At 64.0% G+C, this 22,387-nt stretch carries 21 protein-coding genes; 6 read left to right on the forward strand and 15 right to left on the reverse strand.

Annotated elements, in window-relative coordinates:
- Positions 1-12: 12 nt before the first annotated feature.
- The 9 genes from A6B35_RS20785 to cpaB all read right to left on the reverse strand — a co-directional run bounded on the left by A6B35_RS20785 (position 13) and on the right by cpaB (position 9,240).
- A complete protein-coding gene (locus tag A6B35_RS20785; protein WP_006201611.1) occupies positions 13-1,182 on the reverse strand; it encodes a GGDEF domain-containing protein in 1,170 nt (389 codons plus the stop codon).
- A gap of 170 nt (positions 1,183-1,352) precedes the next feature.
- On the reverse strand, positions 1,353-1,823 hold the full coding sequence (locus A6B35_RS20790; RefSeq protein ID WP_040582570.1) for a tetratricopeptide repeat protein: 471 nt from the start codon (positions 1,821-1,823) through the stop codon (positions 1,353-1,355).
- Positions 1,824-1,960: 137 nt separating this feature from the next.
- The gene (locus A6B35_RS20795) at positions 1,961-2,926 is read right to left on the reverse strand and encodes a type II secretion system F family protein (RefSeq protein WP_006201613.1); all 966 of its coding nucleotides are present in this window, start codon (positions 2,924-2,926) and stop codon (positions 1,961-1,963) included.
- A gap of 1 nt (position 2,927) precedes the next feature.
- Positions 2,928-3,893: a type II secretion system F family protein gene (locus A6B35_RS20800; protein WP_006201614.1), complete on the reverse strand. Its 966-nt coding sequence runs from the start codon at positions 3,891-3,893 to the stop codon at positions 2,928-2,930.
- A 3-nt stretch (positions 3,894-3,896) separates the two neighbouring features.
- Positions 3,897-5,318, reverse strand: coding sequence for a TadA family conjugal transfer-associated ATPase (locus A6B35_RS20805; protein ID WP_006201615.1), 1,422 nt, complete (start codon positions 5,316-5,318; stop codon positions 3,897-3,899).
- Complete coding sequence (locus tag A6B35_RS20810; RefSeq protein WP_006201616.1) at positions 5,315-6,529, reverse strand: CpaE/TadZ family protein; 1,215 nt, start codon at positions 6,527-6,529, stop codon at positions 5,315-5,317. The genes A6B35_RS20805 and A6B35_RS20810 overlap by 4 nt, the downstream gene beginning before the upstream one ends.
- A 34-nt stretch (positions 6,530-6,563) precedes the next feature.
- Positions 6,564-6,833, reverse strand: coding sequence for a hypothetical protein (locus A6B35_RS20815; RefSeq protein ID WP_006201617.1), 270 nt, complete (start codon positions 6,831-6,833; stop codon positions 6,564-6,566).
- Between the two features lie 4 nt (positions 6,834-6,837).
- Positions 6,838-8,283, reverse strand: coding sequence for a type II and III secretion system protein family protein (locus A6B35_RS20820; protein ID WP_006201618.1), 1,446 nt, complete (start codon positions 8,281-8,283; stop codon positions 6,838-6,840).
- A gap of 27 nt (positions 8,284-8,310) precedes the next feature.
- On the reverse strand, positions 8,311-9,240 hold the full coding sequence (gene cpaB / locus A6B35_RS20825) for a Flp pilus assembly protein CpaB (RefSeq protein WP_244425912.1): 930 nt from the start codon (positions 9,238-9,240) through the stop codon (positions 8,311-8,313).
- A gap of 233 nt (positions 9,241-9,473) precedes the next feature.
- Here cpaB and parE point away from each other — a divergent pair, with 233 nt between their 5' ends.
- The gene (gene parE / locus A6B35_RS20830; protein WP_006201620.1) at positions 9,474-11,528 is read left to right on the forward strand and encodes a DNA topoisomerase IV subunit B; all 2,055 of its coding nucleotides are present in this window, start codon (positions 9,474-9,476) and stop codon (positions 11,526-11,528) included.
- Between the two features lie 40 nt (positions 11,529-11,568).
- Complete coding sequence (locus A6B35_RS20835; protein ID WP_006201621.1) at positions 11,569-13,635, forward strand: FUSC family protein; 2,067 nt, start codon at positions 11,569-11,571, stop codon at positions 13,633-13,635.
- An 8-nt stretch (positions 13,636-13,643) separates the two neighbouring features.
- Here A6B35_RS20835 and A6B35_RS20840 read toward each other — a convergent pair whose 3' ends face one another.
- Positions 13,644-14,765 carry a DUF2336 domain-containing protein gene (locus A6B35_RS20840; protein WP_006201622.1) on the reverse strand — a complete coding sequence of 374 codons (1,122 nt, stop codon included), beginning with the start codon at positions 14,763-14,765 and terminating at the stop codon, positions 13,644-13,646.
- Between the two features lie 150 nt (positions 14,766-14,915).
- On the opposite strand from A6B35_RS20840, the gene A6B35_RS20845 reads away from it, so the two are divergent.
- Positions 14,916-15,368 carry a MaoC family dehydratase gene (locus tag A6B35_RS20845; RefSeq protein ID WP_006201623.1) on the forward strand — a complete coding sequence of 151 codons (453 nt, stop codon included), beginning with the start codon at positions 14,916-14,918 and terminating at the stop codon, positions 15,366-15,368.
- Between the two features lie 3 nt (positions 15,369-15,371).
- Positions 15,372-16,253 (forward strand): HpcH/HpaI aldolase/citrate lyase family protein, encoded by an 882-nt coding sequence (locus A6B35_RS20850; RefSeq protein WP_006201624.1) that lies wholly within the window; start codon positions 15,372-15,374, stop codon positions 16,251-16,253.
- A gap of 12 nt (positions 16,254-16,265) precedes the next feature.
- Here A6B35_RS20850 and A6B35_RS20855 read toward each other — a convergent pair whose 3' ends face one another.
- Genes A6B35_RS20855 through A6B35_RS20865 form a run of 3 tightly spaced genes read right to left on the reverse strand, consistent with a single transcriptional unit; the run spans position 16,266 to position 18,160 of the window.
- The gene (locus A6B35_RS20855) at positions 16,266-16,940 is read right to left on the reverse strand and encodes a methyltransferase family protein (protein ID WP_006201625.1); all 675 of its coding nucleotides are present in this window, start codon (positions 16,938-16,940) and stop codon (positions 16,266-16,268) included.
- Positions 16,941-16,959: 19 nt separating this feature from the next.
- A complete protein-coding gene (locus A6B35_RS20860) occupies positions 16,960-17,568 on the reverse strand; it encodes a flavin reductase family protein (RefSeq protein WP_006201626.1) in 609 nt (202 codons plus the stop codon).
- Between the two features lie 7 nt (positions 17,569-17,575).
- Entirely contained in the window at positions 17,576-18,160 is a 585-nt protein-coding gene (locus tag A6B35_RS20865) for a nitroreductase family protein (RefSeq protein ID WP_006201627.1), read from the reverse strand.
- Between A6B35_RS20865 and A6B35_RS35675 the strand changes: the two genes are divergently transcribed.
- Positions 18,144-18,323 carry a hypothetical protein gene (locus tag A6B35_RS35675; RefSeq protein ID WP_139032197.1) on the forward strand — a complete coding sequence of 60 codons (180 nt, stop codon included), beginning with the start codon at positions 18,144-18,146 and terminating at the stop codon, positions 18,321-18,323. The genes A6B35_RS20865 and A6B35_RS35675 overlap by 17 nt on opposite strands.
- Positions 18,316-19,281, forward strand: a complete 966-nt coding sequence (locus tag A6B35_RS20870) for a hypothetical protein (protein WP_040582573.1) — start codon at positions 18,316-18,318, stop codon at positions 19,279-19,281. Before A6B35_RS35675 ends, A6B35_RS20870 begins: the two co-directional genes overlap by 8 nt.
- 7 nt (positions 19,282-19,288) lie before the next feature.
- Here the strand turns inward: A6B35_RS20870 and A6B35_RS20875 are convergent, their stop codons facing one another.
- Together A6B35_RS20875 and thrS are read right to left on the reverse strand one after the other, a co-directional pair.
- The gene (locus A6B35_RS20875; RefSeq protein WP_006201630.1) at positions 19,289-20,227 is read right to left on the reverse strand and encodes a lysophospholipid acyltransferase family protein; all 939 of its coding nucleotides are present in this window, start codon (positions 20,225-20,227) and stop codon (positions 19,289-19,291) included.
- Between the two features lie 77 nt (positions 20,228-20,304).
- Positions 20,305-22,281 carry a threonine--tRNA ligase gene (gene thrS, locus A6B35_RS20880; RefSeq protein ID WP_006201631.1) on the reverse strand — a complete coding sequence of 659 codons (1,977 nt, stop codon included), beginning with the start codon at positions 22,279-22,281 and terminating at the stop codon, positions 20,305-20,307.
- Positions 22,282-22,387: the final 106 nt, after the last annotated feature.

Raw genomic sequence — 22,387 nt, forward strand, 5'->3', positions numbered from 1 at the left:
TCGGGCGACGGGTCAGGCCGAACGCAAAGCCGGCGCGTCGGCCTTGCTCGCCCTGTCCAGGACAAGCACGCGGTTTCGCCCGGCGTTCTTGGCCGCGTAGAGCGCTCTGTCGGCCTCGGCCAGCACGTCCTCGAGGCTGCGGCCGCCGACCTCGCCAAAGCCGATGCCGCCACTGACCGTACTGCGCAAGGGGCCGCGCGGGGTCGGCACGACCTCGGCGCCGAAGGCGACGCCGATCTTGCTCGCAAAGTCGTAGGCCTTTTCTTCCGTCATGCGCGACATGACCAGCGCGAACTCCTCGCCGCCCAGCCGAAAGGCGTCGACGCCGGTCCGGCCATACTTGCGGATGACCGCGGCGAAGCGGCACAGGACCTTGTCGCCGACCGGATGGCCGAACACGTCGTTCGTCCGCTTGAAATGATCGAGGTCGAACATGACGATCGCCATGAACGGACCGAAGGCGCGCTCGCCATAGAGCGACGTCAGGGCGCGCCGGTTCATCAGTCCGGTCAGCGGGTCGGTCAACGTCTCGGCCTTCAATTCGATTTGCGCCTGCAAATGGTGCAGCGAGAGCGTCAATGCGCCGAGACCGGTCATGCACGCGACCGCCACGACGGAATTCAATCGTTCGGCCCAGTTGTCGGGCGCCACGCCGAGCACCCATTGTCCCTTGACGGCCAGCGTCACGGCGCAAAGTCCGAAGGACAGTGCACAGGTGCCGCTGAGGAACGAAACGACCAGCAGAATCCGGCGATCATGACCGCCCTGGATCCAGAACAGCACCCCGGTCACCGTCAGCAGCGCCGTCACGGCAACGTAGGTGAGGATGAAGCCGACGCCATCGAGGCCGAAATAGGTGACAGCCGCGCAGACGGCCATCACCGCAACGGTCGGCAGCACGACGCTTCGATAGTGGCGAACGCCGAGATACTGCATGGCCGACAGGCAGATGATCAGAAAGCCCAGGCTGAGCAGCGCAAGCACGGCCTGGCACAGCCAGGGGCCTGGATCTCTGCCGTACTGCCAGAACAGCACCACATGCGCCACAAGGACGAGCATGCCGCAGGCCACCGTCAGCACGAACCGCGCCATCGGCGTGGTGAACCAGATTGCAAGCAGGGTTATGCTGAGACACGTACCCGACAGAGCCGCCGCGAGCAGGAGCGAACTGAAATCCAACATATGTGCGCGGCAGCCTTTGCGATCCTTGGTTGCAATGCATCATAAGCCAGGGGCGGCCCGCAGGTACCATTTTTGGTCAGGTATCCCGCCCAACCTGCGGACAGGGTTTACAAAGAACTGATGTCCTGCCCCGGCGACCGCTGCACGCTACGGATGCGAGACGAAACGGATCAACTCTTGGCCAGCAGCGCCAAATTGGCGTCGACCACCGTCTGGTCGGCCATGTGGGCCTTGGCCTCCAGAAGCAGCAGCCTCGCCTTCTTTTTGTTGCCGCGCAGCAGCTGCGAATAGCCCATATTGTTGACGATCTGCGGCTTGCGACCGGCAACCTTCAACAGCTGGTCGTAGGCGCGGTCCGCGAAGTCGAAACGGCCGAGTTCATCATAGGAAGCGGCCAGCCCCATCCATGCCTCGGCATTGTCGGCCTTCAGCTCGACGGCCTTGCGGAAGTGCTTTTCGGCGAGGCCGTAATTCGCCTCGCGGAACTGCGCCTTGCCCTGGTCCAGGTCGGACGCGCTGACGTCCTTTGCCGTTGGCTGGATGGCGGTGGTCTTGGTCGTGTCGACGTTGCTCGACGTGCAACCGGATATCATCAAGACGGCAGCCATTGCGGCCATTGCCGTGAGAATTCTGTGACGCATTGCCCCTGCCCCAATCGCCCGATTTGCCGGGTCGTTCTTCAGGAAGCACCGTACAAGAAGGCGATTAACCTTCGGTGCCGAAACGCGCCTAAAATTTGGTTTCGAGCAAGGATCGCATTTGTCGCAAAAACGAAATCCTAATTCGCCGTCATTTTGACGATGATCGGAATGATGGCGATCATCAGCACCACCGGCAGGATGCAGACCGTCACCGGGACCGACATCTTGGCCGGCAAGGCATGCGCCTTCTCCTCGGCGAGCGACATGCGCTTGTGGCGCATTTCGTCGGAAAACACGCGTAGCGCCCCCGACAGGCTGGTGCCAAGCTCCTTGGACTGCTGCAGGAGCGTGGCGAAGGAACGCACCTCGTCCAGACTGAGGCGATCGGCGAGCGCCTTCAGCGCGTCGTCGAGGCTGCGGCCGGCCCTCAGCTCCAGCGACACCATCTGCAGATTATGGCTCAGCGACGGATAGGTCTTGGCAAGTTCTTTCGAAACCCGTTCGATGCCGGCCTCCATGCTCATGCCGGCATCGGAGCAGACGATCATCAGGTCCATGAAGTCGGGAAAGCCGTTGCGGTACTCGCGCATCTTTTCGCGCACCTTCTGGCTCAGCACCAGGCCCGGCAGGAAATAGCCGGCCGCTCCCGACAGGATGACGAAGCTCCAGCGGCTGGTCATGGTCGCATCGGCGCTGGCCATCCACTGGTTGATCAGAAACGCACCGATGGCAGCGCCGACAAAGGCGGCAAAGCGGACAAGGAAGAACGTGCCCACCGCGCGCGGCTCCATGTAGCCGGCCTGGATCAGTTTCATGCGCAGCCGCGCGACGTTTTCCGGATCGCTCTTGGCGTAGAATTCCTGCGCTCGCTTGACCGCCTTCTCGCGCACCACGCTGGGGTTCTTCCTGGGCGCCGTCACTTCGGTCCGCTCGACCGCCTGGCCGTCCTCCACCTTCAGCCGGCGCTTGACGTCGTTGCGGTCGCCTTGCGCGGCGACCAGCGGCCACGCCACCGCGCCGCCGCCCAGCACAAGCAACAGCAGCGCCACCGGTATCAGCGAGGTCGGCGCAAGTGAGGCGAGGAATTCGATGACGTTTTGCATGTCAGAATTTGAAGTTCGACATCTTGAACATGATGAGGTTGCCAAGCATCAGCCAGGAGATCGAGCCGCCAAGCAGATACCAGGTCTTCGCCTCACCCCACACATCTTGATAGAACTGCGGCATCAGCACCATGATGGCGGCGAACAGCAGCGCCGGCACCGCCGTCAGGATGTAGGCCGACATGCGACCTTCGGTCGAAATGGCGCGCACCTTGCGGCGCAGCTTGCCGCGGTCGCGGATCGTCATCGACAGCCCATCCAGGATCTCGCGCAGATTGCCGCCCGAACTGGTCTGGATCGACACGGCGGTGACGAACAGCGGCAGGTCCTCGTGGCCGACGCGGTCGAACAGCGCGTTCAGCGCCGAAACCAGGTCCGAGCCATAGGTCACCTCGTCGGCAATGACGCCGAATTCGGTGCCGATCGGGTCCGGCATTTCGCGCGACACCATGGCGATGGCCACCGGCACGGGATGGCCAGCCTTCAGGCCGCGCGTGATCAGCTCCAGCGCCTCTGGCAACTGCATGCCGAACCGCTTCAGCCGGCGATTGCGCTGGGAGCGCATCACCATCACCGGCATCACCGGCAGCAGCACGACGAAAAGCAGCAGGCCCATCAGCAGCGGCAGGCCATACCAGATAGCAACCAGCGCCAGCGCAAATGCCACGCCGGACGTGATCGTCAGGAATTTGGGCAACGGCATGACCATGCCGGACTGGGTGCGCAGCGCACGGAACTGGTCGAGCGAAAACCGCGATGCTCCGGCCTCGAGACCGCGCTCCTTGCGCAGCTGGATCAGCACCTGCTCCTGGCTGATCTTGTTCTCCTGCAGCTTCATGCGCCGATTTATCGCCGTACGCTTGTCGCTGCGGCCGGCATAGAGCAGATAGCAGGCCTCAGCGATCATGATGCCGGTGAGCGCGGCCGCGGCATAGACGACGTAGATCGCGCTGAAGCCCTCGAACACCTGCTACTCCTGCGGCCGGCCGGGCTCGAAATAGCGTCCGGGGAACTCGATGCCCATGGCGCGCAGATCCTCGAGAAAGCGCGGACGGATGCCGGTCGCCTCGTAGTGACCGAGGATCTTGCCGTCGGCCTCCATGCCGGTGCGCACGAAGCGGAAGATCTCCTGCATCTGGATGACATCACCTTCCATGCCGGTCACCTCGGCAACGCTGGTCACCTTGCGCTTGCCGTCGGACAGGCGCGTCAGCTGGACGATGATGTCGATGGCGCTGGCGATCTGGCTGCGAATCGACTGCACCGTCATCGGCATGCCGGTCATGCCCAGCATCTGCTCCAGGCGCGAGATGGCGTCACGCGGCGTGTTGGCGTGGATGGTCGCCATCGAGCCTTCATGGCCGGTGTTCATCGCTTGCAACATGTCGAACGCTTCCTCGCCGCGGCACTCGCCGAGGATGACGCGGTCGGGGCGCATGCGCAGCGCGTTCTTGACCAGGTCGCGCTGTTTCAGTTCGCCATGGCCTTCGATGTTGGCCGGGCGTGTTTCCATGCGCGCGACATGCGGCTGCTGCAGCTGAAGCTCGGCCGCGTCCTCGATGGTGATCAGCCGCTCGTCTTCGGGGATGAAGGCCGACAGCGCATTCAGCATGGTCGTCTTGCCGGTGCCGGTGCCGCCCGAGATGATGGTAGTCTTGCGGGCGTGCACCGCCGCCGCCAGCACTTCGGCCATGTTCTGGGTGATGGCGCCGAACTCGACCAGTCTGTGCAGGCCAAGCTTGTTCTTCGAGAACTTTCTGATCGACACCAGCGGTCCGTCGACGCCAACAGGCCGGATGGCTGCGTTGAAGCGCGAGCCGTCGAGCATGCGCGCATCGACCATGGGCTGAGATTCATCGACGCGGCGGCCGACGGCTGCGACGATTTTGTTAATGATTCGAAGCAGATGCGCCTCATCTTTGAATGGGATGTGCACCTGCTGCAGCTTGCCGCGTTTTTCGACGAAGCAGTTCTGGTGGCCGTTGATCAGGATATCGTTGATCTCGGGATCCTTCAGCAGCGGCTCCAGCGGACCGAGGCCGACCATCTCGTCGACGATGTCGTCGACCAACGCCTCAAGCTCGACAGTGTTGATCGCCATCCGCTCCTGGCGGGCCTTTTCGGAGACGAATTCATGCACCTGGCGGCGCATCTCGTCCTTTGGCAGCCGCTCCAGCGCGACCAGGTTGATCTCCTCGAGCAACATCCGGTGGATACGAACGCGCGCGTCGCCCACTTTGTTGCCACTCTTGGCCGGTGTGGCCTCCGGCTTTGGCGCGACAGGCTTGCGGGTCGTCGGAATGACCACGGCGTGCTGGGTGACCGGCGCGGTCTCGGGCGCCCTCAGCGGGCGCGCGTCGCGGTTCTGCAGGGTGGAAAAGCGGCTGGTCATCCGACCTTCCTCTTGAGCAATCCCTTGCCGAGACCGAACAGCGAGCGCGATTTCTCGGGCGCCGCGACCGCTTCTTCCGGCAGGATGATCTTCTTCAGATCGTTGACGACATTGGCGTTCGGGTCGATCTCGTGCAGCGGCACGCCGCGATCGACCGCCTCGCGCACCAGCCGATAATTGTTCGAGATGCCGCCGACGAAATGCTCGCCGAGGATTTCCTGCACATCCGCATGCTTGATGCCGTTGTCGAACATCTTCTGCTCGAAGCGGTTGACGATGACGTTCGGCTTCACTTCCTTGCCGGCCGTCTCGTAGACCGCCTGGATGAGCCTCTGTGTGTGACGCAGGCACGGCACCGTCATTTCGGCGACGATGTAGAGCTTGTTGGAGCCGAGCAGCACCGTTTCCGTCCATGGAAACCAGGTGCGCGGCATGTCGATCACGACATTGTCGAAATAGGCCGAGACGAGGTCCAGCATGCGCACCACGACATCGGTCTTGAAGGAGCGCATTTCAGACGGGCGTGTCGGCGCCGCCAGCACGCAGAGCCCGCTCGCATGCTTGGACAGCATCACATCGAGCAGTTGCCGGTCTAGGCGCTCTGGCTGGTTCTCGATCTCGGTAATGTCGAAACGCGGTTCGAGGTCGAGATATTCGGCGCAGGCGCCTTGCTGGAAATTCAGGTCGACCACGCAGGTCGAGGCGCCCCGCGTCACCGAATGATGAAGCTGGAAGGCGGTCTGCAACGCCAGTGTCGTGGTGCCGACGCCGCCCGCGGCCGGCATGAAAGTATAGATCTGCGACTCGGTGTTCTCCTCCCGCCCCGGGCCTTGCAGCGCGCGGATGACGGAGCGCACCAGGTCAGCGGTGGTGATCGGCTTGACCAGGAAGTCGGCGACCTTGAGCTGCACCAGGATGCGCACAGCCGCGGCGTTGAACTCCTGCGTGACGACGACAACCGGAACGCGGCCCTCGAGCCGGCGCATGATGCGCTGCAGCGACTCGATCTCCTCGAGCTTGGCCGCATCCATGTCGACGATAAGAGCGCCGAACTCGACTTCCTGAACCTCGCCGCGAAGCTCGGTGACATTCTTGTCGACCGTCGAAAGCTCAATGACTTCCGACGCGGCGAACGCCGTGCGCGTATCCTGCAGGAACGTCCTGTCAGTGGATACGAGCAGTATCTTCTTGGTCTTGATGCCGCTTGCCATGTCGTCAGCCCGTCAGGTCAATAACAAATCAAAATCAATTGGTTGTGGACGTCGGTGCCGTCGTCGCGCTGGCTGCCGGGTCGGCGCCGCCGCTCGCGGGAGTGTCGCGCTTGGCCGGCACCAGAAGCCTGGTGTTCTGGACGCCGTGTTTCCACGGATCGACCATCTGCATGACGGTATTGGATGCCTGCGCGTTGCCGGCGGCCAGCGTCACGCCTTCGCTGCGCACATAGTCGTCGCTGGTGCAGCCGCCGGAGAGGCCGGCAAGCGACAGGGCAAGCAACAATCCTGGGGCCAGACGCATGGCTTCAATCCTTCGGCAGGTCGAGGAAATGGCCGGCCGTGGTGGCTGCGGCAGGCTGCGCGACGCGGCCGTCGGCCATTGCCAGGGCGCGGTTCGGGTCGGAGGCCTTCACTTCCTCGGTGTTGTTCAGGAAGTAATCGGCGTTGCTGGCCGGCTGCGTACCGTCGGTCGGCTCGACGAGCTTCTTCGACGGATCGACCGGTTTGACCAGGTAGGGCGTGACGATGATCACCAGATCGGTCTCGCGCCGCTGATAGGACTTCGACGAGAACAGCGGCCCAAGCACCGGCAGCTTGCCGAGGCCAGGAAGGCGCGAGGTGGTGATGTCGTTCTGCGACTGCAGCAGGCCGGCGATCATGAAGCTCTGGCCGTTCTTAAGATCGACCGACGTCCTGGCCCGGCGCACGATGAAGCCCGGCACCGAGATATCGCCGATATTGTAGGACGCCGAGGCATCGATCGAGGACACTTCCGGCGCGATGTCGAGGGCCACCAGCCCGTCCTTCAGCACGGTCGGCGTGAAATCCAGGCTGACCCCGTATTTCTTGTAGCTGACGCTGATCTTGCCGTCTTCTTCGGAAACCGGGATCGGGAACTCGCCGCCGGCGAGGAAACTCGCGGTCTGGCCCGAACGGGCGATCAGGTTCGGCTCGGCCAGCCGGCGGGCGAGACCGCGCTGTTCCAGCGCCTTGATGGCGATGTCGATCGACACGCCGTTCGACAACAGCCGACCGATGATTTCGCCGGTCCCCGCCGCCGGTAGCTCGCCCGGCTCAATGCTGACCTCGCGCCCGCCGATACCGTAGGCGAAGTTGGCGCTGTATTTGGCGCCGAGGTCCTGACCGGCCTGCCGGTTGATCTCGACGAAGCGGACATTGAGCTGGACCTGCTGCGACGAGGAGATGTTGACCGAGTTGATCACTTCCTCATTGCCGGAAAAGCGGGTGGCGATCTTGTTTGCCTTCTCGGCGGCAACCGCGTCATCGGCCTCGCCCGACAGCACCACGCGGCCGTTTGCCGAACCGACCTTGATGTTGGCGTCCGGCACGCTGGCGCGAATGGTGTTCGCCAACTGGTCGGTGTCCAAAGTCACCTCGATGTCGATGGTGCCGACCAGATGCTTGTTCTCGTCGAACAGTGCGATGCCGGTGGTGCCGAGATTGTTGCCCAGCACGTAGAAGGACTTGTCGGTCAGCGGATTGACGTTGGCGATCTCCGGATCGCCGATGACGATCTGGTAGAAGGCCGCGCTTGTCATGATCGTCTTCGGCTTGCCCTTGGCCACCTTGATCGAGGTGTTCTTGGTCGCCGAGACATAGACGACGTCGTTGTTGGCCATGGCCGGCCCACCGAGGCCAAGCACTCCGGAAGCGGCCAGCGAGGCCGCCGCGACGAGCGCGCGTGCGAGGTGCAGCCCCTTCGTCAAGCGATAGATGTTCAGCCCAAGCATTGTCTGTCCCCGTCCGGTCCCCACCGGTTATTGTTTCAGGTCCTTCGAAGGAACCTTGTATTCCTCGGCCTGCGTGCCGCGCGTTACGATGATCGTCTTGAACTTCGGCTTCTCCGGCTCCTTGGTGGCAGCATTGAACAGCGACCCTGCGGCTGCCTGGACGTTGGCTGCGACCGACCCGCCGAAGGACGATATGGTGGTCAGGCTATCCTTGCCAGCGCCGTCTTCGCTGGCCGAGCGAAGCGACAGCGACAAGGTGCCGACGGTGCGGGCCAGCGCCACTTTCTGCGCCCCGTCGGTCGTCACCTCGAGGGTCACGGAATTGGCGACCTGCGGGGCGGTCTGCCGCTCGTCGGCGCCCTGGCCGACGCTCAGCACCTTGGCATCGGACACCACGATTTCGGATGTGATGGTCGAACCGGCGGCACCCTGCGCGTTCTTGGCCACTTCCTGGATTTCGCCGGCATCGCGCGTCAGCACCACGTCGACCCGGTCGCCAGGTGTCACGAAGCCGCCGACACCGGCGATCTCGTCGGTGCGGATGGTCACCGCCCGCATCCCGGGCGACAGCATGTTGGACAGCGTCGCGCGGCCGTTCGGCCCGGACAGCTTGGTGAGCAGCACCGGCTCGTTGATCTCGATCGGCGACAACACCACGCGGCTGCCTTCGTCAAGCAGCGATCCGATGGTGGTGAAGGCGCCTTGCGGCAGGGAATCCTGCGGCCACGGGATTTCGCTGAGCTGAGCCCGCTCGAGCTGCATGCCGTAGCGCAACGGGGCGTTCGCCACCACGATGGTCTTGAACTCGACCTTGGGTGCAGCCGGCGCCACGATCGACGCCGTTTTTTCCTCGGAATCGGCCTTCGCCTGGCTCTTGACCCAGAAATCCGCAGCGAAAATCGAGATCGCGCCGAAAACGGCGGCGATGCCGATCATGGTAATGGCCTTGCCCCTCACGCTAAACCCCTGACGCCCGTGGTCTTTTGTTCGTTGACGCTTACGCTAGGCGTCATTGTTAAAGAATCAGGAACGCCACAATGCGCGCGCCGACCTATTTCCGACGGCTTGGTTATCGAATGGTTTTGGAATAAGAGACACTTTGATCCCTGAACGGAACAGGAACCTCGTTCGCCCGCCAAAAGCGTGGCAGTATCTCGGGATGATTCGCAGCACCGGAATTTATGGCGAGCATGGACGACAATAACGATCTTTTCGGCACCCTCGACAAGCAGTCGCCACCGGCTCGCGCACCGGCGCGGCCTGCCGATCCGCTGGTGCAGGCGGCGAAACGTCCGGCCGCCTCGCGCGACGGCAGCGAGAGCTACAGCGCCGCCGACATTGAGGTGCTGGAAGGGCTGGAGCCGGTGCGGCGCCGGCCGGGCATGTATATTGGCGGCACCGACGACAAGGCGATGCACCATCTGTTTGCCGAAGTCATCGACAATTCGATGGACGAGGCGGTTGCCGGCCACGCGACCTTCATCGATGTCGAGCTCTCCGCCGACGGCTATCTCTCGGTTACCGACAATGGCCGCGGCATTCCGGTCGACCCGCACCCCAAATTCAAGAAGCCGGCGCTCGAAGTCATCATGACGACGCTGCATTCGGGCGGCAAGTTCGACTCCAAGGTCTATGAAACTTCCGGCGGCCTGCATGGAGTCGGCGTCTCCGTGGTCAATGCGCTGTCCGATCATCTCGAAGTCGAGGTCGCGCGCGGACGGCAGCTCTACCGGCAGAAATTCTCGCGCGGCATTCCGGTGACCGGCCTGGAGCAGCTCGGCGAGGTGCACAACCGGCGCGGCACGAAAATCCGTTTCCATCCCGACGAGCAGATCTTCGGCAAGGGTGCGGCGTTCGAACCGGCGCGGCTTTACCGCATGACGCGCTCGAAGGCGTATCTGTTCGGCGGCGTCGAGATCCGCTGGAGTTGCGATCCCTCGCTGATCAAGGAAAAGGACCAGACGCCGGCCAAGGCCGAGTTCCATTTCCCCGGTGGCCTCAAGGACTACCTCAAGGCATCGCTCGGCGACGAATTCCAGGTCACGCGCGAAATCTTTGCCGGCAAGAGCGACAAGCAGGGCGGCCATGGCTCGCTCGAATGGGCGGTGACCTGGTTCGGCGGCGACGGCTTCATCAACTCCTACTGCAACACCATTCCGACCGGAGAAGGCGGCACGCACGAGGCGGGCTTCCGCAACGTGCTGACCCGCGGGCTTCGCGCCTATGCCGATCTCATCGGCAACAAGCGCGCGTCGATCGTCACCTCGGAAGACGTGATGATCTCGGCGGCGGGCATGCTGTCGGTGTTCATCCGCGAACCCGAATTCGTCGGCCAGACCAAGGACAGGCTGGCGACGATCGAGGCGGTCCGCATCGTCGAGACCGCCATCCGCGACCCGTTCGACCATTGGCTCGCCGACAATCCGCAGGAAGCCTCAAAACTGCTCGAATGGGTGATCGCACGCGCCGACGAGCGGGTACGCCGCCGCCAGGAAAAGGAAGTGTCGCGCAAGAGCGCGGTGCGCAAGCTGCGCCTGCCCGGCAAGCTCGCCGACTGCACGCAGAATGCCGCCGCCGGCGCCGAACTCTTCATCGTCGAAGGCGACTCGGCCGGCGGCTCGGCCAAGCAGGCGCGCGACCGCGCCAGCCAGGCGGTTCTGCCGTTGCGCGGCAAGATCCTCAACGTCGCCAGCGCCGGCAACGACAAGCTTGCCGCCAACCAGCAGATCTCCGACCTGGTCCAGGCGCTGGGCTGCGGCACGCGGTCGAAGTATCGCGACGAGGATTTGCGCTACGACCGCGTCATCATCATGACCGACGCCGACGTCGACGGCGCCCACATCGCGTCGCTGCTGATCACCTTCTTTTACCAGGAAATGCCGAACCTGGTCCGCGGCGGCCATCTCTATCTGGCGGTGCCGCCGCTCTATTCCATCCGGCAGGGCGGCAAGGTCGCCTATGCCCGCGACGACGCGCACAAGGACGAACTTCTGCGCACCGAATTCACCGGGCGCGCCAAGATCGAGATCGGCCGCTTCAAGGGGCTGGGCGAGATGATGGCAGCGCAGCTCAAGGAGACCACCATGGACCCGAGGAAGCGTACGCTGCTCAGGGTCGATGTAAACGAAGTCGATTCAGCCACCAAAGACAGGGTCGATGAGCTGATGGGCACCAAGCCCGAGGCACGCTTCCGCTTCATCCAGGAACGCGCCGAATTCGCCGAGACGGACGTTCTGGATATCTGAGCGTCTGCCGTTCTAGCTTGCCGTTCTAGGAGACGAGCATGTGATCTGGACGCGGCTGAACGATTACTTCGGTACGACATTCGCGGACCTGACACGACCGACCCGCTCGGACTGGATTTTCGCCCTGCGCACCGTTTCGGCCGGGTTGATCGCGCTTCTCGCTGCCTACGCTCTCAAGCTCGACCATCCGCAATGGGCGATGATGACTGTGTTCATCGTCGCCCAGCCGGTCGCCGGCATGGTGTTGGCGAAAGGCTTTTACCGGCTGCTCGGCACGCTGGCCGGCGGCCTGGCGGCGATCGGCATCACCTCGGTATTCGGCAGCAATCCCTGGCTGCTGGTCACAGCGCTTGCGGTGTGGATCGGCCTCTGCACGCTGGTCTCGTCACTGCTGCGCAATCCGGAAGCCTATGGTGCGGCCCTTGCCGGCTATACCGCCATGATCATCGGGCTCCCGGCCTTTGGACAGCCGCACCTCGTCGTCGATCTGGCCGTCGCCCGCTGTGCCGAAATCGTGCTCGGCATTGTCTGCGCCGGCGTGACCAGCCGGCTGATCCTGCCGAAACTGGCGGCCGACGCCATCATCTCCAGGCTGAAGCGCAGCATTCTCGATCTTGCCACCTATGCCGGAGGCGCCTTTTCCGGCGGCGATCCTGCGATCCTTGCCGGGCTGCAACGCAAGCTGATCGCTGACGCCCAGATGCTCGCCGAAATGCGCACCTACGCCAGGCTCGAAGCGCCGAGCTTCGCCACTCGCGCCCACCCGGTCAGGCGTACGATCGGACAGCTTCTGTGGGCGCTCTCTGCGGCACGCGCACTGCACTCCCATGCCGCGCCCAAGAACGCCGCGCTGATTCCGGTGCGCAGCGAATTGCAGGCACTTATCGGCGAGCTGGCAGCGAAGCCGGGCGCGCTGGACAACACCGTCCCGTGGGTCGCACGGCTCGATGCTATCGCCGGCAAAGCGCGGCAAATGCCGGACGTTCCTGCCAATCCCGATGGCGACAGGGTCGGCACAATCACCCGCCTCACCATCGCCGCCGACTTCGCCGAGGCGTTGAAGCAGGTGCTGCGCGGCCTGGACGCGCTCCGCTCGCCCGTTTCCCGCCCCTCGCGCGACCGGCGGCAGCCGGCGTTGGTCGTGCACCGCGACTATCAAGCGGCATGGCGCAACGCCGTGCGCGCCGCTCTTGCCACGCTGCTGGTGGCGGCCTTCTGGCTGACGACGAAATGGTCGGAAGCGGCGGGCACGGTCATTCTCGTCGCCGTCGTCTCCAGCCTGTTCGCCGCCCGCCCGGATCCCGTCGACTCGGCCTGGGGGTTCTTCAAGGGCACGCTGCTGGCCCTGCCCTTTGCATTTCTCGTCGGCCAGATCGCCCTTCCTGCCCTGCCCGGCTTCGGCTGGTTCGTCGTCTTCGTCGTGCCGATCATGGTGCCGGCAGCGCTTGGCATGGCCAATCCGCGCCATGTCGGCGTGGCGACCGCCTTCGCCATCAACTTCTTCGCCTTCCTTAGCCCGCATCAGGCCATGACCTACGACCCCGGCCCGTTCTTTGCCGGCTCGGTGTCGATCCTGGTCGGCATCCTGCTGGCGGTCGGTGTCTTCATCGTCGTGCTGCCCGCCGACCCCTGGGTCACGGTCAACCACATCCTGCACGCCATGCGGGAGGACCTGGCGCGCCTTTGCCTGCATGAGCGCGTGCCGAGGCGGTCGGCCTTCGAAAGCCTTGCCTACGACCGGGTCAACCAGCTGATGCCGCAGTTGCAGCGCACCGGCAGGCAAGGCGATGCCGTTCTGGGCGGCAGCATCGCCGCCGTCACCGTCGGACTGGAGATCCTGCGGCTGCGTGGCGCCCAGCAAAGTGCGGCGATCCCGCCCGAGACCGTGCTCTCGATCACCAATTTCCTGCGCGGGCTGGCACGCGAGCTGCTGTTTCGCAGACCAGGCGAGCCGCAAACGGCAACCGTCGCCGTCGCCAGGCAATATGCGGCAGGCATTGCTGAGCGCAGTGACGCGGCCGAGATGCTGCAGGTCGCGGCCTCGCTGCGCATCATTGCAGCGGCGATCGAGGACTTTCCGGATTTCTTTGCGAAGGGTCGGGTCTAGGGTCCAGCCTATGCCGCTGCGATCGCCAGTGCGTGGCCGCGTGCGTTCTCGCGCAGTGCCTCGAGATGGATCGACTTCACCAGCCCGGCGAGATCGCCTTCGGCGGACTGGCCGCCGAGTTCCTTCAGCATCAGCCAGCTGACTTCCTGCACGCCGGCGACGCGCTTGCCGTTGGCAACCTCGCGCCAGACCTTCAGCGCGCGCAGGATGATGCCATGGGTGGCGGCGGCGAGGCCGGCGTTGCGGAACAGCGCCTGCAGCGCCACGTCGTGCCCGCCGGCGAGCAGCGCCCTCACCCGTTGCTCGGACTGCTGGGCAAGAGCCACCAGCGCCGAGCCGAAGAAGTCGACCTTGCCATGCGCGATGGTGCGGATGATGAAGCTTGCGGTGAGGTCGCCGCGCAGCCGCAGATGCTCGATCAACGCGGCGTGCTCCTCGGCGCGCGTGCGTTCGATCAAGGTCACGGAAGCCTTGACGCAGGCATCGCGCATGACGCGATCGGCCCGGGCAGCGCCCATCAGCGCCACCACCAGCGGCGACGTCTTGAGCGTCTCGCCGAGCTTGACCAGCAGCATATGGCGGCAGTCGGCGGGTAGCCGCGCATCCGATATCAGCGCTTCGCGCACCAGTGCGAGGTGGCCGTGCCGCTCCGCCATGCGGCGAAAGCTGAGCGAGGCGATGTCGGCGCCGCTGTTGGTGAGCAGCACGGCGCAGGCCTCCGGCTCGCCGATCTCGGCGATGGCCGCTGCCAGCGACATGGACACGACAGGCCGGTCGGCGATCAGTTTCTGCGTCGCTTTCTGGCCGCCGGCAACCCGGTCGATCAGGTCCGCGTCGGTAAGCAGCGGCGAGCGCGCCAGCACCATGGCGGCCACTTCCGGCTGGTCGGAAGCGAGCGCACTGATGATCTGCAGCGGCGCGTGGTGGCTCATCGACAGCGCTTCGGCAATCGCCAGCCGCACCTTCGACGAGGCATCGTCGAGCAGCAGCGTCAGCGCCGCCTCGGCGGCACAGCGATCCTCGAACGGCAGGTCGGAATTGATGTAGGCGCGTGCCAACGCACTGGCAGCGGCGGCGCGCTCGGAGACCCGCGCCGTGTCAATCCATTTCAGAAAGTGCGAAACTACCATGCCGCCTGCTTACGCCCCTTGCCAGAACGCGCCTGGCCCCGATGGAAACGTAGGCCTGAAATGGTTTACGAAGCGTTCACCATGTTCCTTAACCGGCTTGATGGAGCCGCGGCCAACGCCTATCAAGCAACGGGAACGAGGAGATCGACCATGGCCGGGCTTTATCTGGAAGAGTTCGTCGTCGGCCATGTCTTCCGGCACACGCTGCGCAAGACAGTCACCGAAAGCGACAACATGCTGTTTTCGGTGATGACGCTGAACCCGCAGCCGCTGCATATCGATTTCGACTTCGCCGCCAAGAGCGAATGGGGCAGACCGCTGGTCAATTCGCTGTTCACGCTGGGGCTGATGATCGGCATCTCGGTCAACGACATCACCGTCGGCACCACCGTCGCCAATCTCGGCATGAAGGAAACCGTGTTTCCGCATCCGGTCTTCCATGGCGACACCATTCGCGTCGAGACCACGGTGGTTTCAGTGCGCGAGTCCAAATCCAAGCCGGATCGCGGCATCGTCGAGTTCGAGCACCGCGCCTATAACCAGGACGATGTGCTCGTCGCCAAATGCACGAGGCAGGCGATGATGATGAAAAAGGCGGCTTGAGCGATGCGTTCGCTGCTCTTCATTCCAGGCGATTCCGAAAAGAAACTGGAAAAGGGTTTTGGCGCCGGCGCCGACGTGGTCATCGTCGACCTTGAAGATTCCGTCGCGGCTGCGAACAAGGCGTCGGCACGCGCGATTGCGAAGAGCTTCATCGCCAGCCAAGGGCAACAGACGAGGCCTGCCATCTATGTGCGGGTCAACGATCTATCGACCGGCCTGACCGACGATGATCTCGCGGCCCTGGTCCCGGCGAAACCGGACGGCATCATGCTGCCGAAGTCGAACAGCGGCCAGGATGTGCAGCAGCTTTCGGCCAAACTCAGGGTGCACGAGGCCGAGAACGGCTTGCCGGATGGCGGGATCAAAATCCTGCCGATCATCACCGAGACGGCCGCCGGCGTGTTGGCGGCCGCGACCTATGCCGGAGCGAGCGCGCGGCTTGCCGGCCTGACCTGGGGCGCGGAAGATCTGTCGGCAGCCATTGGCGCCCACGCCGCGCGCGATGAGCGGGGCCGCTACACCGATGTCTTTCGCCTTGCCCGCACCATGACCATCCTTGCTGCCGGCAACGCCGAGGTCGCGGCGATCGATACGGTTTTTCCAAACTTCCGCGACATGAGCGCCTTCGAAGCCGAATGCATCGAGGCCGAGCGCGACGGATTCACCGGCAAGATGGCGATCCACCCGGCGCAAGTGCCGGTTATCAACGCAGCCTTCACACCGTCGGCCGAAGCCGTGAAACACTCCCAGGCGATCGTCGAGGCCTTCGCGGCAGCCGGAAATCCCGGCGTGGTCGGCATCGACGGCAAGATGGTGGACAGGCCACATCTGCGGCTGGCCGAGCGGCTTCTGGCGCGCGCCAAGGCGGCAGGGATTTCCGCGTAAAGCTCAGGCCTGCTACCAAACCAGCGGGATCAGCCTGTAGCGGACAGTCGCCGCATAGTCGTCATAGCCGCGCAGGCCGGTCCGCAGCGTTTTTTCTTCGATGAAGGTGCGGATGGCGAGCAGTACGATGAAGACGAGCACCGATGCCAGCCCCCACCAGGAGCCAAGCAGGAGCGCTGTGCCGGCGAAGAAGAGAATGGCGCCGGCATACATTGGATGGCGGACGTAGCCGTATGGGCCGGTGGTGATGACGTGCTGTCCGCGTTCTTCCTGGATCTTCACCACGGGCGCCGCGAAGCTGTTCTCCAGCATCGTGCGGTAGCAGATCCAGATCCCGACCAGCACGACCAGCGCGCCGATCACCTGTGCCAAGACAGCAACCCTCGACCAGCCGAAGCGGACGTCGAACCCCATCAGGGCCAGCCAACCGAAGATGGCGAGCAGCAGTATGGACAGCAGGACCTTGTCGGCCGCCGGCTGGTTCTTCTGGATGGGCGGGCCCAGCCGCTCATTCATCAGGCCCGGATTGCGCCGCGCCAGGGACACGCCCAAGGTGAGGCTGAGTCCCACCATCACCACCAGATACGCCCAAGCTCCAGGCCAGTGCAGCGTGCCGGCCGACAGGAACAGCAAAGCGCCCATGCCGCCGAACCACACGAATGTCTGCAGGATCAACTTCGAGATCATGAGATGCCTCCTGCCCTCGCTAATCCTTCCCCCAGCGCGGCCGCCGCATCGAAAATATGTCGCTGATGCTTGAATAGTCCATGTAGCCGAGGCGGCCGACATTGCCCGCCCTGACGATGTCGAATCTGCCGTCCTTGAGGTAGGCATCGTCGATATGCACGCCGACGACTTCGCCGGCGACGACGACGGCGCTGGTCTGCGTGCCGTCGAGCGCCTTTGGCCGCAGGATTTCCGTCACCCGGCATTCCAGCGCCGCCGGTGCCGCCGCCACACGCGGCGGCGCGACGAGGCGCGACGGTGCCATGGCGAGATCGGCATAGTCGAACTCGCTGACGCCGCGCGGTGCATCGACAGCGGTGCGGTTCATCTTCTCCGCCAGTTCGCGGCTGACCAGATTGGCGACGAACTCGCCGGTCTCTTCGGCAAAGCTCGCGCTGTCCTTCTCGCCTTCGGACGAAAACCAGACGATGAACGGTCTTGTCGAAAAGGCGTTGAAGAAGGAATAGGGCGCGAGGTTGATCTTGCCCTGCCTGTTCAAGGTCGAAATCCAGCCGATCGGGCGTGGCGCCACGATCGCCTTGGACGGATCGTGCGGCAGCCCGTGCCCTTTCGCCGGCTCGTAGAACATTTTCTCCCTAACCGGCCCACGGCCCCTGATAGTCGGCATAGAGCTTTGCCGGATCCGGCCGCGGCCGCTCCGGCGCCGGTCCCTGGTAGGAGCCGATATGGACGAAGCCGACGACGCGCTCCTGCGGCGCCAGTCCGAGGATCGCCCTGCCCTCCGGCACGTCGGAATACCAGTTGCTGATCATGTTAGTGCCATAGCCCAGCGCGTTGGCCGCGATCATCAGGTTCATCGCCGCCATGCCGCCGGACAGGAACATTTCCCATTGCGGGATCTTGGGGTTCTCCCGAGGGATCGATACCACGCCGATCACCAGCGGCGCGCGCGAAAAGCGCGCCAGTTCCTGGTTGCGGCGACCTTCCGGCAGCGGCCCTTCGCGCTCTTCGGCGAGTGCCGCCAGCTGCTTGCCGATTTCGACGCGCGCCTCGCCGCGATAGAGGATGAAGCGCCATGGTTCGAGCCGGCCGTGGTCGGGCACGCGTGCGGCGGCGGCGATCATCGTCGCGATCTCGGCATCGCCGGGCGCCGGCTCCTTCAGCTCGGGAATCGGCGCGGAATTTCGGGTCAGCAGAAAGTCGATGATCGGCGACGCCATGGGCGCAAGTCTCCTGAACTGTGAGCTGAAGCGCGCCATCGGGAATTCGGGCGGCTCGGGCATTGGCGCGGCGCGCCGGAAGGAAGAGCCTCCGGCAGAGCGGATCAGACTCTTAAGCCTTGAAATTGCCACCGCCTTGGGCTTCAACGCAAGGCATGTTTGAGGGGAACTTGCGTCTTTTCCTGGTCTGGCTCGCCGCCGCGCTGTTCATGGCGCCGGTTTCGCTTGCTTCCGCGCAGACCAGGGATGGCATCAGCGACCTCAAACTTCCCGGAATCGCAAACTATTCGTCACCCAGGAACGAGACGTCGCTGGCGCTGGGAAGCGGCGGCGCAATCACGCTGTCGGCGCAGCTGACCGACAAAGGCACCGACATCACGCGCGGTATCGTCTGGCGCGTCTTCAAGCCTGAAGCCGCGAGCGACGGCAAGCTGCCTATGGTGGCTTCCGCCCATGGCGGCACCGCCGTGTTCCAGCTCGAGCCCGGCAGCTATCTGGTGCACGCTTCCTACGGACGCGCCGGCGCCACCAAGCGCATCACCGTCGGCAAGGAGGCCAGGCGCGAAAGCCTGGTGCTCGATGCCGGCGGCCTCAAGCTCGACGCTGTCCTGTCGGGCGGGGCGCACATACCGCCGAAAAAACTGCGCTTCTCGATCTATGAAGGCCGTACCGAAGCCAATGGCGAGCACGCGCTGATCATCCCCGATGTCGAACCGAACAGCGTCGTGCGGCTGAATGCCGGCACCTACCACGTCGTCTCGAACTATGGCTCGGTCAATGCCGTGATCCGCTCCGACATCCGCGTCGAGGCTGGCAAGCTGACCGAAGCTACCGTCGAGCACCGGGCGGCCGAGATGACCATGAAGCTGGTGCGCGAAACCGGCGGCGAGGCGATCGCCGACACGTCCTGGTCGCTGCTCAACGAATCCGGCGATCCGATCAAGGAAACCGTCGGCGCCTTCGCCTCGATGGTGCTGGCCGAAGGCGACTACACCATCATCGCCAAGAACCGCGACCGCATCTACCAGAAGGATTTTACCGTCGTTGCCGGTCAGAACCAGGAGATCGAGGTTCTCGCCACCGAGGCCTCGGCCATCGATCCCGAGGAAGGCGCTGACTGACCGGCGATCAGGCTGCCTTGCGCATCCGGCGCGGTAGGAAGTGGACGCGGCCGCGCGGCGCGGCCGGCGCCATGTCGAAGACGCCGCGATAGAGACGCTCGAGCAAGGCCTTGCGATCGCGCAACGGTTCCAGTTCGCTCCAGCTCAGAACGTCGCCGACGCGCACGTCGATCGACCTGCCCGACAGCCGCGCGAATTCGTGGATGAGCAGAGAAATGCGCAGCGTCAGCGAAGCCTTGCCGACGAATTTCGCCACCCGCCCATCGCGCTCGGCCATGTTCATCGGACCACTGACCAGGTGGAACAGCCGCCCGTTCTGGCCGGAGAAATGCATCGGAATGACCGATGCCCTGGCGTCCTGGACGAGACGGGCCGGAAACATCTTCCACGGCAGGTCGCGCGCCCGGCCAAAGCCCTTCGGCGCGGTGGCGACGCCGCCGGCCGGGAAGACGACGATGGTGACGCCCTCTTTCAGTAGCCGCACCGCCTCATGGCGCACCGCCATGTTGTTCCTGAGCGCATCCTTGGTCTCGGAAAAATCGATCGGCAGCGAATAGGGTTCCATTTCGCGGATCTTGAGCAGGTCCTTGTGGATCATGACGCGAAACGGCCGCCCGAGTTGCTCGGCCAGCGACAGCACGGCGATGCCGTCGCCGATGCCGAACGGATGGTTGGCGACGATCACCAGCGGTGTGTCGGGCGGCTTTGCCGGCGGCCATTGATCGGCGCTCCGCACCTTGACGTCGATCAGTTCCAGCATGCGGCTGAACACGCGCTCGCCGCTCGGCGCCACCTGACGGCGCCAGAAATCATAGAGCGCGGCAAAGCGGTCGCGCCCCGACAGGCCTTCGATCGAATGGATGAACCAGCGCGTCAGCGCCGGCTGATGCGGACTGGCGTAGGAAAGCTCGGGAAACGGTCTTTCCCGCAGTTTCAGCTTGAGCATTGATGGCTCGTTACAGGCTTGGCGTGACAGGCATGTGAAAATGGCGGTGGATCGCTCCACCGCCATTTCGTCGTAGATCAGGCAGCGCGCTTGCGCCTGCGATCCGGCGTTATCGCTTCTTCGCTCAATTGTGCGATCGCCTGGACGAGTCCAAGCGATTCCTGGTCGCGTGAGCCGAGCCGGCGGATGTTGACCGTCTCTTCCTCCGCCTCGCGCTTGCCGCAGACGAGGATGACCGGAACCTTGGCCAGCGAATGCTCGCGCACCTTGTAGTTGATCTTCTCGTTGCGCAGATCGGCTTCCGCCAGCAGCCCGGCCGCCTTCAACTGGCCTACGACCTTCATCGCATAGTCGTCGGCATCGGAGGTGATCGTCGCCACCACCACCTGCAGCGGCGCGAACCACAGCGGGAAATGGCCGGAATAGTTCTCGATCAGGATGCCGAGGAAACGCTCCATTGAACCGCATATGGCGCGGTGCACCATCACCGGCTGCTTCTTTTCCGAATCCGAGCCGATGTAGAAGGCGCCAAAGCGTTCCGGCAGGTTGAAGTCGACCTGCGTGGTGCCGCACTGCCATTCGCGGCCGATGGCGTCCTTCAGCACATACTCGAATTTCGGACCATAGAAGGCGCCCTCGCCCGGATTGATCGAGGTCTTGATGCGGTTGCCCGAACGCGTCCGGATCGTCTCCAGAACGCCGCTCATGATTGCCTCGGCATGATCCCAGGCCTCGTCAGTGCCGACACGCTTGTCCGGCCGCGTCGACAGCTTGACGCTGATCTCGTCGAAGCCGAAATCGGCATAGGTCGACAGGATCAGATCGTTGATGCGCAGGCATTCGGAGGCAAGCTGTTCCTCAGTGCAGAAGATATGCGCGTCGTCCTGCGTGAAGCCGCGCACGCGCATCAGCCCATGCAGCGCGCCGGATGGCTCGTAGCGGTGCACATTGCCGAATTCCGCAAGCTTAACGGGCAGGTCGCGATAAGATTTCAACCCATGCTTGAATATCTGCACATGGCCGGGGCAGTTCATCGGCTTCAGCGCGAACACCCGGTCGTCGTCGGTGTCGTCGCCGGCGACCGTCACCTTGAACATGGCGTCGCGATACCAGCCCCAGTGGCCTGACGTCTCCCACAGGCTCTTGTCGAGAACCTGCGGTGCGTTGACCTCCTGATAGCCCTGTTCGTCGAGGCGGCGGCGCATGTAGTTGACCAGGTTCTGGAACATCTTCCAGCCCTTGGCGTGCCAGAAGACGACGCCGGGGCCCTCCTCCTGGAAATGGAACAGGTCCATTTCACGGCCGAGCTTCCTGTGGTCGCGCTTTTCGGCTTCCTCCAACATCGTCTGGTAGGCGTCGAGCTGCGCCTGGTCCGCCCAGGCCGTGCCGTAGATGCGCGTCAGCATCGGGTTGTTAGAGTCGCCGCGCCAATAGGCGCCGGCCACCTTCATCAGCTTGAAGGCATTGCCGATCTGCCCGGTCGAAGCCATGTGCGGGCCTCGGCAAAGGTCGAACCAGTCGCCCTGCGCATAGATCTTGAGATCCTGGTCCTCAGGGATGGCGTCGATCAGTTCCAGCTTGTAGCGCTCGCCCTTGTCGGCAAACACCTTCTTGGCCTTCTCGCGCGGCCAGACTTCCTTGGTGAACGGCTTGTTGCGCTGGATGATCTCGCGCATCTTCTTCTCGATCACCGGGAAATCGTCGGGCGTGAAGGGCTCGTTGCGGGCGAAGTCGTAATAGAACCCGTTCTCGATCACCGGCCCGATGGTCACCTGCGTTCCCGGCCACAGTTCCTGCACGGCCTCGGCCAGCACGTGTGCTGCGTCGTGGCGGATGAGTTCGAGCGCGCGCGGGTCCTCGCGGGTGATGATCTCGACCTTGCCGGACTTGCCGAGCGGATCGGACAGATCGCGCACGACGCCGTCGATGGCGTAGGCGACGGCCTTCTTGGCCAGCGACTTCGAGATCGATTCGGCCAGGCCGGCACCGGTCATCGCCGCTTCATAGTCGCGGACGGAGCCATCGGGAAATGTCAGGGAAACGGAATTCAGCATAGTTATCTCCTATCCAGTCCCGCAAACGAGCGCGGGTGGTGAAATGCCGGATGCGTCCGGCGGCAGTCTTTTATGGGCAGATTCCGGCGCCGTAAAGCGCTCGTTC

This window comes from Mesorhizobium amorphae CCNWGS0123 (genome assembly GCF_001686985.1).
GTDB classification, from domain to species: Bacteria; Pseudomonadota; Alphaproteobacteria; order Rhizobiales; family Rhizobiaceae; genus Mesorhizobium; species Mesorhizobium amorphae.

Excerpts from the sequence above, each read along its gene's own strand:
- A6B35_RS20785 (WP_006201611.1), bottom strand. The coding sequence starts at position 1,182 with ATGTTGGATTTCAGTTCGCTCCTGCTCGCGGCGGCTCTGTCGGGTACG.
- A6B35_RS20790 (WP_040582570.1), bottom strand. The coding sequence starts at position 1,823 with ATGCGTCACAGAATTCTCACGGCAATGGCCGCAATGGCTGCCGTCTTG.
- A6B35_RS20795 (WP_006201613.1), bottom strand. The coding sequence starts at position 2,926 with ATGCAAAACGTCATCGAATTCCTCGCCTCACTTGCGCCGACCTCGCTG.
- A6B35_RS20805 (WP_006201615.1), bottom strand. The coding sequence starts at position 5,318 with ATGACCAGCCGCTTTTCCACCCTGCAGAACCGCGACGCGCGCCCGCTG.
- A6B35_RS20810 (WP_006201616.1), bottom strand. The coding sequence starts at position 6,529 with ATGGCAAGCGGCATCAAGACCAAGAAGATACTGCTCGTATCCACTGAC.
- A6B35_RS20815 (WP_006201617.1), bottom strand. The coding sequence starts at position 6,833 with ATGCGTCTGGCCCCAGGATTGTTGCTTGCCCTGTCGCTTGCCGGCCTC.
- A6B35_RS20820 (WP_006201618.1), bottom strand. The coding sequence starts at position 8,283 with ATGCTTGGGCTGAACATCTATCGCTTGACGAAGGGGCTGCACCTCGCA.
- parE (WP_006201620.1), top strand. The coding sequence starts at position 9,474 with ATGGACGACAATAACGATCTTTTCGGCACCCTCGACAAGCAGTCGCCA.
- A6B35_RS20840 (WP_006201622.1), bottom strand. The coding sequence starts at position 14,765 with ATGGTAGTTTCGCACTTTCTGAAATGGATTGACACGGCGCGGGTCTCC.
- A6B35_RS20845 (WP_006201623.1), top strand. The coding sequence starts at position 14,916 with ATGGCCGGGCTTTATCTGGAAGAGTTCGTCGTCGGCCATGTCTTCCGG.
- A6B35_RS20850 (WP_006201624.1), top strand. The coding sequence starts at position 15,372 with ATGCGTTCGCTGCTCTTCATTCCAGGCGATTCCGAAAAGAAACTGGAA.
- A6B35_RS20855 (WP_006201625.1), bottom strand. The coding sequence starts at position 16,940 with ATGATCTCGAAGTTGATCCTGCAGACATTCGTGTGGTTCGGCGGCATG.
- A6B35_RS20860 (WP_006201626.1), bottom strand. The coding sequence starts at position 17,568 with ATGTTCTACGAGCCGGCGAAAGGGCACGGGCTGCCGCACGATCCGTCC.
- A6B35_RS35675 (WP_139032197.1), top strand. The coding sequence starts at position 18,144 with ATGATCGGCGACGCCATGGGCGCAAGTCTCCTGAACTGTGAGCTGAAG.
- A6B35_RS20865 (WP_006201627.1), bottom strand. The coding sequence starts at position 18,160 with ATGGCGTCGCCGATCATCGACTTTCTGCTGACCCGAAATTCCGCGCCG.
- A6B35_RS20870 (WP_040582573.1), top strand. The coding sequence starts at position 18,316 with ATGTTTGAGGGGAACTTGCGTCTTTTCCTGGTCTGGCTCGCCGCCGCG.
- A6B35_RS20875 (WP_006201630.1), bottom strand. The coding sequence starts at position 20,227 with ATGCTCAAGCTGAAACTGCGGGAAAGACCGTTTCCCGAGCTTTCCTAC.
- thrS (WP_006201631.1), bottom strand. The coding sequence starts at position 22,281 with ATGCTGAATTCCGTTTCCCTGACATTTCCCGATGGCTCCGTCCGCGAC.